This window comes from Dictyobacter arantiisoli, from assembly GCF_008326305.1.
GTDB classification, from domain to species: domain Bacteria; phylum Chloroflexota; class Ktedonobacteria; order Ktedonobacterales; family Ktedonobacteraceae; genus Dictyobacter; species Dictyobacter arantiisoli.
Genome location: NZ_BIXY01000045.1, coordinates 15,437 through 29,765, shown reverse-complemented (window position 1 = coordinate 29,765; position 14,329 = coordinate 15,437). Strand labels below are relative to the sequence as shown.

13 protein-coding genes are annotated in these 14,329 nt (G+C 52.4%); 7 read left to right on the top strand and 6 right to left on the bottom strand.

The window, feature by feature from the left end; translation table 11 throughout:
- Nucleotides 1-189: 189 nt before the first annotated feature.
- The 3 genes from F1593_RS15500 to F1593_RS15490 all read right to left on the bottom strand — a co-directional run bounded on the left by F1593_RS15500 (nt 190) and on the right by F1593_RS15490 (nt 3,884).
- Nucleotides 190-2,574 (bottom strand): FUSC family protein, encoded by a 2,385-nt coding sequence (locus F1593_RS15500; RefSeq protein WP_149402470.1) that lies wholly within the window; start codon nt 2,572-2,574, stop codon nt 190-192.
- Nucleotides 2,575-2,679: 105 nt separating this feature from the next.
- Nucleotides 2,680-2,880, bottom strand: a complete 201-nt coding sequence (locus F1593_RS15495) for a hypothetical protein (RefSeq protein WP_149402469.1) — start codon at nt 2,878-2,880, stop codon at nt 2,680-2,682.
- Between the two features lie 563 nt (nt 2,881-3,443).
- Complete coding sequence (locus F1593_RS15490) at nt 3,444-3,884, bottom strand: TIGR03667 family PPOX class F420-dependent oxidoreductase (protein WP_149402468.1); 441 nt, start codon at nt 3,882-3,884, stop codon at nt 3,444-3,446.
- 215 nt (nt 3,885-4,099) lie between these two features.
- On the opposite strand from F1593_RS15490, the gene F1593_RS15485 reads away from it, so the two are divergent.
- Nucleotides 4,100-4,936, top strand: a complete 837-nt coding sequence (locus tag F1593_RS15485; protein ID WP_149402467.1) for an alpha/beta hydrolase family protein — start codon at nt 4,100-4,102, stop codon at nt 4,934-4,936.
- Nucleotides 4,937-5,298: 362 nt separating this feature from the next.
- Here the strand turns inward: F1593_RS15485 and F1593_RS15480 are convergent, their stop codons facing one another.
- Entirely contained in the window at nt 5,299-6,222 is a 924-nt protein-coding gene (locus tag F1593_RS15480) for a hydroxymethylglutaryl-CoA lyase (protein ID WP_149402495.1), read from the bottom strand.
- A 356-nt stretch (nt 6,223-6,578) separates the two neighbouring features.
- Here F1593_RS15480 and F1593_RS15475 point away from each other — a divergent pair, with 356 nt between their 5' ends.
- Complete coding sequence (locus F1593_RS15475; RefSeq protein ID WP_149402466.1) at nt 6,579-7,187, top strand: hypothetical protein; 609 nt, start codon at nt 6,579-6,581, stop codon at nt 7,185-7,187.
- Nucleotides 7,188-7,499: 312 nt separating this feature from the next.
- On the opposite strand, the gene F1593_RS15470 is transcribed toward F1593_RS15475, so the two are convergent.
- Nucleotides 7,500-7,685, bottom strand: a complete 186-nt coding sequence (locus F1593_RS15470; RefSeq protein ID WP_149402465.1) for a hypothetical protein — start codon at nt 7,683-7,685, stop codon at nt 7,500-7,502.
- Between the two features lie 327 nt (nt 7,686-8,012).
- On the opposite strand from F1593_RS15470, the gene F1593_RS15465 reads away from it, so the two are divergent.
- The 3 genes from F1593_RS15465 (at nt 8,013) to F1593_RS15455 (ending at nt 10,642) form a co-directional block, all read left to right on the top strand.
- Entirely contained in the window at nt 8,013-8,336 is a 324-nt protein-coding gene (locus tag F1593_RS15465; RefSeq protein ID WP_149402464.1) for a hypothetical protein, read from the top strand.
- 37 nt (nt 8,337-8,373) lie between these two features.
- Nucleotides 8,374-9,030, top strand: a complete 657-nt coding sequence (locus F1593_RS15460) for a thiaminase II/PqqC family protein (protein WP_149402463.1) — start codon at nt 8,374-8,376, stop codon at nt 9,028-9,030.
- Between the two features lie 418 nt (nt 9,031-9,448).
- The gene (locus F1593_RS15455; protein WP_149402462.1) at nt 9,449-10,642 is read left to right on the top strand and encodes an MFS transporter; all 1,194 of its coding nucleotides are present in this window, start codon (nt 9,449-9,451) and stop codon (nt 10,640-10,642) included.
- Between the two features lie 201 nt (nt 10,643-10,843).
- Here the strand turns inward: F1593_RS15455 and F1593_RS15450 are convergent, their stop codons facing one another.
- Nucleotides 10,844-12,013, bottom strand: coding sequence for an aminotransferase class V-fold PLP-dependent enzyme (locus tag F1593_RS15450; protein WP_149402461.1), 1,170 nt, complete (start codon nt 12,011-12,013; stop codon nt 10,844-10,846).
- 430 nt (nt 12,014-12,443) lie between these two features.
- Here F1593_RS15450 and F1593_RS15445 point away from each other — a divergent pair, with 430 nt between their 5' ends.
- Nucleotides 12,444-13,067 carry a hypothetical protein gene (locus F1593_RS15445; RefSeq protein WP_149402460.1) on the top strand — a complete coding sequence of 208 codons (624 nt, stop codon included), beginning with the start codon at nt 12,444-12,446 and terminating at the stop codon, nt 13,065-13,067.
- 103 nt (nt 13,068-13,170) lie between these two features.
- Nucleotides 13,171-14,286, top strand: a complete 1,116-nt coding sequence (locus F1593_RS15440) for a WxL protein peptidoglycan domain-containing protein (protein WP_149402459.1) — start codon at nt 13,171-13,173, stop codon at nt 14,284-14,286.
- Nucleotides 14,287-14,329 lie beyond the last annotated feature (43 nt).

Below are 14,329 nucleotides of genomic sequence, written 5' to 3'. Positions count from 1 at the left end.
AAAGTTCTTCGAACTTTTCCAACACCACACAATAAAAAGAAGTTTGAGCACCATTGGTGCGAAAACTCATGCACAGAGATCACAAAGAGCATGGGGATCAAACACTCTAAGCGGTTTAAACAATGCAATGCACTATAGACATGATAGATGGACGGCTAAATTGTTTTAAGGCATGAGGTCAACAGGTACTCAGGAATGGACGGCATTCGGGACGGCTTCCGGCACGTTTGTATCCGCTGATGTGTCCTGGGCGGACGGTGGTCCAGGGAGGAGTTGTAGCATGACGTCAAGGGTGTTGACGATCTGCCTGGCTTCCTCGACGATCATATGTTGCGCGATGGTAGCGATATAGTGCCCGGCTGTGATGGATTTCTCGGCCTGCTCAAGAGCCCGTAACGCCCCCTGAACGTTCGCTGGCTTGATGAGTGGATGTTTCTCATGCAGGGTTTCACCGAGCAAGAGGAGGGCCTGGTTGACCTCACGTGTGAACAAGGCCAGTTCATAGCGGGCGGTGATGGTGGGAAAATCATTATCAACCAGATAGGCCTCCAGGGTCAGGATGCTCATGCTCAGATTATCCATGGCTCCCACCAGGCCACGCGCCAGGTCAACGTTGACACGGTAACGCTCTGGCTCCTGGAGCGCTCGCTGAACCGAGGCATCGGCGTTAGAATGGGTCAGGCGCAGCTCACGATGCAGTTGCGCGATATAATTGGAATTATAGGTCCCTGGATAGACGAATGCTTCCATCACGGCGACAAAGTAGCGCCGAATGGTGTCCAGCCGCCGCGCCAGATTGGGATAGACCTGCGAGCGTTCCCAGGTGGGCCAGATGGCAAAGATCACAAGCGCCAGTACACCGCCCAGCAGCGTGTCTATCGCACGATCTGCGACGGTAATCAAGGGCTGGGGTGTCACAAAGGCCAGTAAAATGACGACTTCGACGGTGGTAAACATCGAGAAAATGGCATAGTTGAAAAAGAGTGCGGAAAAGGCCAGATAGGCAAAGATGATTTCGAGCACGACAAGTACCTCAAGCGAGGGCCTGAGCAGGGAAATTAAGAGCGTGGTGATGACGGCACCAAACAAGGTGCCAAGCGTACGAGCGATGCCCCGCGTAAAAGTTGTCTTCAAATCCGGCTTCAAGACCAGGAAGGCGCTCAGTACAATCCAGTAGCCGCGTCCAATGGGGAAAGCAGGATTGCGATAGAGGGCGGTGGCAAACATGAGCGTGACGGCCAGTCGTATCGCATGCCGAAAGATTGCCGAGCGAAAGGTAAAATTGACCTTGAGCGTCCCCCGAACACCATAGAACCGCAACCAGTGGGGACGCGGATACGATGGCACTTTAGCCAGATCTTGCTTCCTGGGACTCTGCCAGTGGCGCGCCAGATTCCTGCTGACTCGTAACTGATTGATAATCTTATAACAGCTTGCCAGGATACCGGCAATAAGATCTTTATCCTCAGCAGCGTTGGAAGATTGTACTTGCTTTAAATCCTTCAGGGCCGACATCAGTTTTTGATAGGATTCAGCTTCCGCAGCATCAATGTTCGACAGGCGTTTTTTGCCTTTCGGCTGATTGCTCTCCAGATACCGGGCAATCGCTGTAAACTCTTCGGAGAGCGCTTGAAAGATTTGATCGAGCGCACGACCGCAATGCTGCAATGGCTCTTTTTCTTCATTCAGGTTATAGCGTAGATTGTGCAGAGTCAGGATAAAGAGGCGCAAGCGCTCGGCATCTCCATAGAGCGCTAAAAAGACTCTCCCGCGTAAACTGCGATCTCTGCCTTCAAATAACATCGATTGAGCCTGCGTCAGGGCATCGCGAAGCTGATCCAGTTTCTGTAAGTTCTTCTCATTGCTAGAGATATCTTTCACGGTGACGAGTTCTGCCAGGCCAGCATACACGGTCGCCAGAGCGGTGCGCTCAAGATCTGTGCGCCGCCAGGGCGTGAAGAAGAGTTCGAGGATGAGTTCAAAGAGCGCGCCAGCAAACATTAAAGAAGCTTGCAAGGCAGCATGCAAGGGATCAAGCGCGAAATGGGAAAGGACGATCAGGGTAATCATCGACTGGATGCCGACCACCGACATCGGAGTACTGACGGCGATGAGCATGCCCGCGCCAAAGCCCCAGACGCCAGTCGCCAGAATTGCCAGCAGCGTATTATTGCTGGTCACGGTCCCGACAAATGCACTCAGCGCGATACCGATACTGCACAGCACCATCGTACGCAAACGCACACGATTCGACAGGTTCAGACCCACCGCCGCCAGCAGAGACGCACCACCCGCAATCGATACCCCCTCAACCACATGTCCTGTTGCCACGCCCAATGCCAGCGGCAGAATAAATCCCACCAGGCCACGAATCGCTTGCTGCGAGGTTATCTTCGAGCGATCAAAACGCCAGGTCCCCTGCCACGCCTGCTGAAACATCCCACCCCAGACAGCAAATAACGATTGCGTCTGCGTTGAAACGTCAGGCATACCAGTGGATGAGGACGGGTTGACCGGATCAGTGGATGACGATTGCTGATCTTTTACAGCAGGAACGCTATTACGCTTACTCATATCTACGCCTCGCTGAAGAGTGACTACCCACAACGACCGCTACGTCTAACACGTTCACATACCAACACGAAGCAAAAAGGGAAGTGGTTCCAGAAATATGATTTGCTAGTAGCCGCGTTTCCAGGTCGCATAGAGGCCAACGCAACCAAGAAAGAGGGCACAGGAACCGGCCAGCGCAAAGACACACTGGGTAGTCACGCTATACAACCCATCCAGGCCAGGGATAGAATAACCAAGCGTAAGCGTTATACAAATAACTATTGCAACGATCAGCAAGAGATGCTCATGTGACCAGCGCTGAAACATGGGTTCCGTCCTTTACAACTAGAGAGATTGGAGTCATTACACCTTTACTCTTTGTTACACGACACAACCTCTCCTTCGGCTTCACCCCTGGAATCATCCTGCTCTGGACGCCACAGAGCGCCACGACCCGGTCTGACATCCCTGTTTGATCATACACTTTGTATGATTCCCATTACCATCGGGATTGTGTGGCTCACCTGCTGGCAGGCGCGTGCGCGCCTGCACCCTTTTTAGTGTGTGGTGCAGAAAAGGTGCCATGCACCTTTTCTGCACCACACACTAAAAACAGTTTTGAGCACCATCGGTGCGAAAAATCATGCACCAGGATGGCGAAGAGCATGGGAATCAAACACTTTGATAGAGAAATGGTAAATGCCCTATGAAGTGAGCAGGTCTGGCCCTCAAACATGGGAAGTTGCCCTCAATCTTGAGCATTGGTACAAGATTTCCTGGAAAAGCCGCTTCCCATCTGGCTTCATTCACCGAAATTTTGTAAATTGGGGTTTGCCCACAGTAGGAACAGAAAGGTAGAGAGCTCATTCTCTGTCTCGGGCACGCATATCTTAGAAAGATGAGCCTCGCACCTTGATGGGAGAGATGCGCAACGCCACCGAATACTCCGCAGCAAACTGTTCCGGCGAGCCAAACTTACTGGTCATCCAGTGACGATATTTCGCCAGATAGAACGGGTGTTGATCAGCAGGAGGTTCAGCGGTGCTGATCTGGGCATGCCCGGTAAACACGATGATCCCAGAGCCAGTCCGGTCGCCATTAAAATGCAGCGCCACCTGGGAATTGCGGCGCACAAAATCCAGGCGTTTGGCATGCGTCAGATTATAGACCAAAAAATTGGATGCCGTCTCATCCCACCAGAACCAGGTGGGTGCGGGCTGAGGCATCCCGCGCGTATCCACCGTGGTCAGCCACAGAAGATATTCTTCATGTACGCGACGCCGTACATTTTTCCCAAAAATTGTGCTCTCATCTGGAAGTTGAAAGGTCATTCTCCAAAGTCCTTCCTCGTTTCTTGATCTTGCGCGTAAATTCGGAGAGTTAGCGTGCCGTTTTTTGTTACATTTTGCTGCCCTGATGCCAAATGTGCAAATACATTGACAGAGATATCACAATCACATAAAGTACAATCTGTCCGGGAAAGATACAATCAGGGCGCAATAGGCCAGCTTTCCTGGTACATGAACAAAACAAAGAGGTGTCCTGCATGTCTATTGACGTACTCAATCATGATCTTTTTCCTCGCAATGAGCAATATCCTGCGACCCTGCTTGCACTGACGTTTGAGAGCCATGGGGAACAGTTGCTGGGACGCATGTTGGTGGCTCAAGGAGCCGGGCCGCATCCGACGATTGTGCTTTTACATGGTTTTCCAGGTAACGAACAAAATGGAGATCTGGCGCATATTTTTCGGCGTGCGGGCTGGAATGTGCTGTTGTTCCATTATCGCGGAGCATGGGGCAGTCCAGACACGTTTTCGTTTACCCACGCCTGCGAAGATGTGGCAAGTGCGCTTTGCTGGCTCAGAACAGCTGAGGCACAGGAGCGCTACCAGGCGGATGCGCACAAAATCGTGCTCATCGGCCATAGTATGGGAGGCTTTGCGGCACTGTTGACTGCTGCCACTGATCCCGCTGTGTATGGCGTGGCTTCGCTGGCGGGCTTTCAGTTCGGGCTGCTGGCACGTCTCTTGCGCGAAGATGCAGCACTCCAAGCAGCTGTTATTGAGGATTGGCGCGGTGAACTGGCAGCTTTGCGTGGCACGACTGCCGAACAACTTGTCCAGGAGGTTCTCGACGAGGGGGAAGGCTGGGAGATGGAACGCTATTTAGATATCCTGGCTCAGCGCCGCGTCTGCCTGATTGGAGCGAGCTACGATACGGTCGCCACTGTGCCTCTGCATCATACGCCCCTGGTGGCGGCGCTGGAAGCACATTCCGCACGTGAGCTGCGCTCTGCCCTTTTGCCCACGGATCATGCGTTCTCAGATGCGCGTGTAGCCTTGGCAAAGCACCTGCTGGCCTGGCTCGATTCCATTCTCTAGTTCGTTGGTCATACTTGCCACTCCTCACCAAGCAAAGGAGTTGGAGGCAAATCAGGTTTTACGGGTGGGAAATTTTCCTGCCTGTTCTGCCTCGAATTTACAGTTGTCGAGTGCCGTGAACCACTTCCTGAGCCATGTTTTCAGACGATGGCTCAGGACTGCTCAACATTCGGGGCAAGTGCTTACCTTTCAGGGCAAAAGCTGCTCAGTTTTCAGGTCATTTACCAAGAAAAGCCTATTTGACGAGATAGGCGTGTATCGCCTCGCGGTAGCGTTCTAAATTCTGGAAATCCCCGCCTCTTCTGCTTGCATATGGTCTCTTCCATAGGATATTTGAGCTTTATAGAGCGTTTGCTGGCGTATTATGAAATAATTGTTGACGTCTGGCAGGCAGAGAGGTAATATTTGCTGGTAGGCGGATGGGTAAGCCGGGGCGCGATGCAATCAATGGCGGCAATGACTTTTTCGAGCTCAACGCCAGTGGAGATGCTCATGCCGTGGAGCATGCAGAGAAGATCTTCGGTGGCGAGATTACCGGCAGCTCCGGGCGCGTAGGGGCATCCACCCAGACCACCGGCGGCGGCGTCAATGGTGCTGATCCCCATTTGTAAGGCCAGCAAGACGTTTGCCAGCGCGGTCCCACGGGTATCGTGGAAGTGGACCGCCAGCCGCTCGACAGGAATGCCGCCAGTCTCCAACAAGACATCCAGCACCTCATAGACCTGCTGCGGGTTCGCCACGCCGATGGTATCGCCGAGCGATAGTTCACTGACACCCATGTCAAGCAGTGCCTGCGCTACCTCCAGCACTTTCTCCACGGCAATCTTCCCCTCATAAGGACAGCCAAAGACTGTCGAGATATAACCGCGTACGGGGATGCCTTCCTGCCGCGCCAGAGCCAGCACGGGCTGAAAATTCGCCAGGCTCTCGGCAATTGTGGCGTTGATGTTGTGCTGCGTAAAGCTTTCGCTGGCGGCGGTAAAGACCGCGATTGAGCGCACACCTGCCTTGAGTGCCCGCTGCATCCCCTTCATGTTCGGCACCAGCACGGGATAATCGATGTGCGGGAAACGCTCCAATCCTGCCATTACGGCCTCGGCATCGCTCAGTTGCGGGATGGCGCGTGGACTAACAAAAGAGGTGGCCTCGATCACTGGCAGTCCAGCTTCAGAGAGCAAGCGGAGAAATTCAAGTTTTTGCGCCGTAGGAATGACCGCCTGCTCGTTCTGCAAGCCATCTCGAGGCCCAACTTCAACAACGCGCACCGCACGGGGAATCCTGCTCATCGCTGGCTGCATGGTTGCCTCCCATTCAAGCTGACTCAGTTTTTCATATCCTCCCCTTTATTATATCATTTTTGCTTGATGACGCTATTTTCGCTGCATGCTTGCAGGGCTATTTAATGTTCGGAAAAAAGCGGGGTTGTTAGGGGCGGCAGACCCTGACCGGAGCGCGATGGCAGGCATGCCGGGGGCATGAGAGTCCTCGCAACTTCCCTCTTCCACCATCCCGAAGGATAGAGAGCCTCTTTTTCAGCAGGACCGTCGTGTTCCGTGTGCAATTGTCAATGAAGCGTGATAGTGGTACATTATAAATACTTTTGGTCTTCCTATTAAATATATCTAGATATTGAGGTTAAGGAATGAAAACATCCAATCGCATGAAAAGCTGGCTTCCCCTGCTTGGCAGCCTGCTCTTACTGGCCCTATTTGTATCTGCCTGTGGCTCAAGTTCTAATAACACTTCAGCGGCAAGCACACCAAAGCCAACGGCAACCGCGACACCCGCGCCCAGCCCTACTCCAACCACGGCGACAACCGTAACAGCCTATAAAGGCAATGGCTACACGCTCAGCTATCCACAGGGCTGGCAGGTAAAAAAGGCTCTAACCTCCGTCGTATTCATCTCACCAGCCAGTGAAGATATCACAGTTACTGCGACACCTACCGGCGGTCAAAAGATCAATACGACTCAGGTCGCCAGTGCCACGTTGAGTGTCTTGAAGGCTACCGGTACCAATTATAAGCTCGATCCTTCGATGCAAAAAATGGTCACGGTCGGCGGTCAGAGCTGGCAGCAAAGCGGTGCCACCGTTGATAACAGGGCTCGAGGACCTCTCGAAGCTACCATCCTGGCAATTCAGCATGGGCAGAATGTCTATATGATCGAAATTCTGGCGACGAAAGCAGACTTCGCAACCTTCAATACCAAATATGCCCAGCCGCTTCTCAACTCCTTCAAATTCGCCTAAAAACAAAAAAAACGCTTCCGCTGGTAAACCGGGTCAAAGGTGAACAAGGGTTGAGGTGAAACGCAGAAAATCGGCAGAAAATCGGTAAATAAATGTTTTACTGGGATGCTCGTTCTCGCCTGCGTCTTTTATAGTGTGTATTGTAGGAAAAGTCCGAAAAACTCTTTTCCTACAATACACACTATAAACATTTTTGAGCACCTGAGGTGCGAAACAATCATGCGAGAACGAGCATAAAGAACACCTACAGAGAACGTATCATGTTCGCTGTATTATTTATAGATAAATAGCGCTAATTATAGATAAATAGCGCTAACGATTGTAGCCATCGCGCAGCGAGCGCAACGAGTACCGCTTATCACCAATCATCACAAAAACGCCACGGCCATCGAGCAGCTCCGAGATCTGCCGGTGCAGCTCGGTATTCTCTTGCTGCAACGCATCCATGACCTGCTTCTGACGAAAAATCTCCTGTGCCAACTGTTCAAATGAATTCATAAGGGTCCCAACCTTTCCCAAAATCTCTCACTTTTTTGAACGCAACAACCGGCCAATCAATAACACGGTGGTACTACTCTCCTCTAGCAGGCAGTATTGTTGTCACATCCAGGATTTTCCATTTCTCTTTTGTGTAGTGGTGGCTACGTTGGCTCTGCGCACTCTTCCACATTGGTTGGACCTGGTGTTCTGCCCTGTGCATGAACTTTGGAGGGCCCCGTGGTTCTATCAAGCAGGATTGCCAGGGGCCGTTGGCTATGCTATGCTCAAAGTGGCCGAGATTTGCATCAATGTATAGCAGATACGAAACAGAAAGGAGCCAGGGGTATGGCAGAGGATGAGGAGTTGGCTGCGTTACGGGCTGATGAGGCGCGTTGCGTGCGCAGGCTGGCGGCTTGCCGACGTTTTGCGGTCAATGCTGGCGGCGCGGCGGGCTATTATGCGACGTTGGGACAGAATGAAGAGGTGCTCTTGCGCTCTTTTGAGGAGATTCTTGCGGCCCATGCCAGTCCCGATGGACGCTATGATCACTTGCTGGCGGAGCGCTATCATAAGGCGGGCCTGACCCCCGCTGATGTGCGCGTCCTTCAGGAGCGTCTCTTATTTCTGCAACAGGCTGACGAAGATGAGTATACAGATGAAGATCAATAATATCAATAATATCAATAGCAAAGGATAATTATCTATTATGAGTTTTGCGGATGCGCTGCTGACAGAAAATCTGGATATCTTGCGTCAGAAATTGCTCTACCATCCATTATGGACTGCGATTGAGCAGGGGACACTTCCTGTGGAACGGCTGCGATTATTTGCGTTACAGGATGCTCTGGTGGTGCTGCAAATGTATCGCCTGGATGCGCTGGCTATCGCCGGTGAGGAAAATATCCAGGCCCAGGTGCTTTTGATCCAGAAGTTGCTGCCCAAGGTGGGTGGACATGAGATTTTGATCCACTTTGGTGAGGCGGTTGGCCTGCAGCGTGCTGATTTTGAACAGATTGAGCCCCTGGCTGGCTGTATGGCTTTGCCGAACTATTTCTACTGGATGCTGGCTTATGGCACGCCTGGTGAACGGTTGGCCGCAGTCAGCGCCAGCGAAGACATCTTCATCCAGATCTGTCTGCGTATCGCACCCGCGCTGATCCAGCACTATCATTTGACTGAAGCTCAGGTTGAATTCTTCTGGGGCCATAAAGACTTAGAGGAGAATGTGGCACCCATCGATCAACAACTGCTGCAACGCTACAGTGATCCCGCCGAGCGCATCAAGATCACACGTGCCATCCGTCTCAGCCACGAATATGAATTGATGTTCTACGATACCATCCTGAACGCGCCGCTGGCCTGACCCCTTATCCAGCTGCCCTGCCCGGGATGCAAACGTAAGGCTTTTCAAGCGGGATTGCAAAGGGCGGCCAGCCCTTTGCCGGGGTGTGGGGTGTCCCCAAATACCCCTTTTTCTTCTTTTCTTCGCCGCCGCGCGCGGCGGCGAGAGGGAGGTGAGAGACCGGGGCACAGCCCCGGACCCCAGGTCAAGGGTTGCACCCTTAACAATCCCGCTTACGTTCGCACCTATGGGGCACAGCCCCGGACCCCAGGTTAAGGGTTGCATCCTTCACAATCCCGCTTACGTTCGCACCTATGGGGTCGCAACCTTCCCTGCCTGGGTTCCAGGGCTGTGCCCTGGTCATCCCCCCTCCCGCCCGCGTAGCGGACAACAATTAACAGGAGTCCTATAGTTAATTTTATAGATAGAAAGAATCATTGTGACCACACATACTATTTCTCGACCCCAGGTAAGTACAGCCTTCTTCGGCTTTGTTTTGATCGGCGTGACATCAGGCGCATGGGGCGTGCTCCTGCCTGGTATCAGCGCGTATTATGGTATCGATAAAGCAATAGCTGGCCTGTTCTTTTTCGCCAGCTCTCTCGGCTATTTTCTCTCAGCCATCAGTACCGGCTGGCTGATCTCAAAGATTGGACAGCGCCACTATCTTATGCTGGGGGCCACAATCTTCCTGCTCTGCTGTCTGCTGATGGTATTCAAGCCGCTCTTTTTCCTTGTGCTACTGATTCTCCTGTTTCAGGGCATGGCTACAGGAATAATCGAGACCGGGCTGAATATGTTCATTACCTCCCTCCCCAAAAGTATCGGGCTCCTTAACTATCTGCATGCCTTCTACGGAGCCGGGGCGCTGGTTGGTCCATTGATTGCCAGTACGATGCTGGCGCTCAGTTGGAGCTGGAACAGCACATTCTTCATCTGGACCCTGATCTCGCTCCCCCTGCTCCTCGGTCTCTTTAAACTCTTCCATGATCCCTCTGCTGATCCGGCCCATGAAGAGCAGAGGGACAAAGGGGCCAGCAGCTTACGTATGGTGCTCAAGCTGCCGATAGTCTGGTTGGCAACATTATTCTTGCTCTTCTATGTCGGCGTTGAGGTCAGCATGGGAAACTGGGGGTATACGCTGCTGCTAGAGAATCGGCATCAGAGCGAGCTGCTGGCCGGTTGGATCGCGAGTGGCTATTGGCTGGGCCTGACCCTGGGACGTTTTCTGCTCAATCCTATCGCGGAACGCCTGCACATGAGCATGTCAGGTCTCATGTATAGCTGCCTGGTCGCCTGCCTGCTGAGTATAGGAATTATCTGGCTCATCCCCGGCGATATCGCCTGTGCAGCCGCCTTTATCCTGCTCGGCATCTTCCTGGGACCCATCTATCCCGGCATCGTCGGCCTCTTGCCCTCGCTGGTGCCCGGACACATGCTCCCCAACGCCATGGGCTTCCTTGTTGGCCTGAGCATCATCGGCATCGCGCTATTCCCCTGGCTCGCCGGTGCGCTGGCTCAATATACCAGCATCTGGTCGCTGCTCCCCTACACTGGCGTCCTGCTTATCATCACCCTCATCTTCTGGTGGACCATCCAGCGCAAAACGAAACCAATCAACCAGATATCGTAGATCCCTATTACTCATCCTTTACGGTCAATACCGCATCAACAACGAGAATGACGACCTCGGCACGCACCTACGTTTTTCCATCATCATTCCAGGTAGGTGAACCGTATTGGGGGACACCCCAAACCCCGGCAGAAGGCTTCGCCCTCTGCACTCCCATTTTCTCGAACTTTTGTTTCAAAATCCCAGGATTACCCATACTGCTTAGCGCTCGAAAATGGCTTTCAGGGCCGTTACGAGACGGTCGACATCGGTGGGGCTGTTGTATCCTTGCAGGGAGATGCGGATGAAACGGCGATCATTCCAGATGTTGACGGGAATCTCGATGTGCCACTCCTCGCGTAAACGCTGTTGTAGCGCGAGTGCATCCCCAGCGGGTAGGGGCATGGCGCACATTTGTCCCCACCAGTGCGCGCTGTCGGAGGTGAGTTGTTGTTGGTCAGGGAAGAGAGCACTGATCTGCTGACGCGCGGATGTGGCTAGCTCATGACAGGCCAGACGCACACTATCCCAGTCGTGCTCGCGCTGGAAGGCAATGGCGGCGGGGACACTGAGATAGGAGGCGGGATCAGCTGTGCCGGTCCAACCGAAATAGTCTTGAAAGTTTGAGATGCCCGGCGTGCGGCTTTCATATCCCCAACTGACAATGAGTGGCTGTAAAAGCGCCTGCCGCTCAGGCCGGGCATAGAGGAAGCCCGCACCTTTGGGAGCGGAGAGCCATTTATGACAGTTCCCGGCATAAAAATCAGCGCCGAGCGTGTCGAGCTGCAAAGGGATATGCCCGGGAGCGTGCGCACCATCTATCACAGTGATGATCCCGGCGGCTCGCGCGCGCTGGCAGATCTTCTCAATGGGGAAGATCACAGCGGTGGGCGAGGTGATATGGCTGAGGAAGATTACTTTGGTACGTGGCGTCACACCCTGCCAGAGAGACTCAATCATCTCTTCATCGCTCTCCAGCGGCTGCGCTAGCGGCTGGTTGATATATTTGGCCCCACGCTGTCCACAGAGGAAGCGCCAGGTGCGATCAGCCGCGCCATATTCATGATCGGTTGTCAGCACTTCATCCCCGGGCTCCAACTGCAACGAGCGGGCCACAATATTCACGCCCATCGTGGCATTGAGGACAAAGACGATCTGATCGGAATGCGTCCCCACAGAGGCGGCCAGAGGCTCACGCGCCTCGCTCAACATCCCATCGAGACGGCGTCCCAAAAACTCAACCGGATCAGCCTCTAAGCGACGCTGCCATTCCTGGTAGGTCGCAAAAACCGGACGCGGGCAAGCACCAAAGCTCCCATGATTCAAAAACGTGATATCAGGACGGATCTGAAATTGTTCGGCTACAACTGGCAGAATGCTCTTCATATTCATAGCAAAACATCCTTCTATTTTGTTTATTCATACGTATATCAGGAACTGTAACAGCCCATCTATCCTTTTTCAACCAGCCAATCACGAATCACAAAGAGCCAATCAATTTGCCAGTGGCGGTCATTTCAGGATGATATCACTCACAAGGCTAAAGTTTCTATATACTTATCCACTACTTTTAGAATACCTCATAATAAATGCGTTGTGAGTACTATCCATATGGGGAAGAGGCTCGCAAACTTTTTGAGTTCATGCCTCAATTTTTATGAAAGAGATAACTGTACAACAAAACAAAACGCGATTCTGGAGGCTGAAGGGGTTCATGCAAGCTATGTATATACGAACATGACCTCTGCGAGTGTATGGTTAGCATGTGCGTGTTCCCTGAAAAACTTCCCGCGAAACATGTCAAGATGAAAGGTTTTTTCAAATGAAGTGTCATGCTTTGAAGATGTGTGCCCTGAAAGTGGGGATAAGCTTGCTGTTTGTAGGGACGATGGCAATCACTACTCTTGCCGGGCAATCTGCCTTCGCCGCTCCCTGTGCTGGCCTCGGCACAACTTTCGACACCACTTGTAGCGTGCATTTGAGCACCTACTTTCCTGCTGGTGCGCTTGCTTTCAGTAGTGATGCAAATGCCACGATGCCGACAAACGGTTCAATTGCCGGTACTAATCTCTTCCAGTTTGATACCACAGTGTTTGATGACCGCGGCAGCGCCAGCGGGTGGAAAATGCAAGCAGCATCAACGGGGCTTGTAAGTCCTGCTACTGGTAGCCCCGCTATTCCTCTGTCTCTTACGGGTATTACTCCTGGCACAGCAAGCGGCGCTAGTTGTGGGAACACCGGGCCATCTTTTGATGGTACGGTAACGACGCCGCTAACTGCGACGGCTTCCACATATGTTCGCCTGACGCCTAGTAATACCACTGCCTTTCACTGCTCGGACCCATTCACTTCCCTCGGCTCATATATCATCTCAGCGGGTTCTCCTGCTGGTACCTACCAGGGTGATATAACACTCACACTGGTGAATACAGCAACCGGAGCATAATCTGCATATCACTGTCAGATACACTGGAGGAGAGTGCTTATGTAAGACAGCACTCTCCTTTTCCAAAGCAGCATGCAAGTCCAGATGAGGAGATCGTGGCAACGTGAGAACATCTATTCCATCTTTTTTTGCTTCCCAATGGAGATTTTTCCATCTTCTGGTCGGAGTGTTGATCATCACGGTTTTAGTGCTAGAGGCTCTGGGAGCAGGGGTTACCCATGCTACTGACGGAAAAGCTCATTTCGACATAGAGCCAATCTTTGTTCCTTACCGCGATATGCGCCCCAGGGCAAACTTTATGTATGCCAGTAGCTCTGGTGCTGTGATACAAGATAGTATCCATGTGAAGAATTATGGATCGGCGCCAGGCACCATCGATATCTATCCGGTAGACGCAATCACCAGTCAGGGGAGTGGAGAGGCATTTCCCCGTCGTACTGATCCACGGCGCGATGTAGGGGCCTGGATTACGCTGAGTCGCCAGCAGGTAACGCTTAATCCCGGTCAGAGCCAGGATATCCCATTCAGTCTGCGTATACCCGATCATGCGCGCCCTGGTCAGCATCTTGGTGGCCTCATTGCTGAAGCGCCAGTTCAGCAACAGTCATCCTCAAAAGGTGCCATTCAGGCTATTGTACAGATACATATACGAAAGGCAATTAGTGTCTTTATCAATCTTCCCGGTACCATCGTGAAGAAGTTGAATGCAGCAGGGGTCTCCTATGACGAGGCGAGCAGCCATCAAAGGGTACTGATTGCGCTGGCGAATACAGGCACGCAGTTCCTCCATCCTTCTGGAAGCCTGAAGATAACGAATGCAGCAGGACAGCAACTCCAAAATGTGCCGCTGAAACTGGGTGCGCTCTTACCACAAACGAGCATCCACTATCCTGTGTTTATGCAGCATACAGCACTCAATCCTGGAACATACACGGCCACGTTGAACCTGGCATACGAGGGTAATCACAAGCTCAATTACAGCACAAGTTTTGTGGTGCCGCTACCTCAAGTGCCGAAGATCTCTTCTCTCCCTCCTGCGATCTCTGACCTTGTAACACTCAATGCTGACTTCTTCAGCACTCTGACACCCTGGCATTATGCGATGGGCATATGCTTGTTATTTTGCATGCTGAGTACTCTTCTCTTCTGGATTCAGAAACTGTACAAGTTGAACATAAACAGGAGGGGGAATTTCAAGAGGAGGAACAGAAAGCAGTAAATCCTGGAATGAGATGGGGCTGGCCCACTCTCGGTGAGATTGA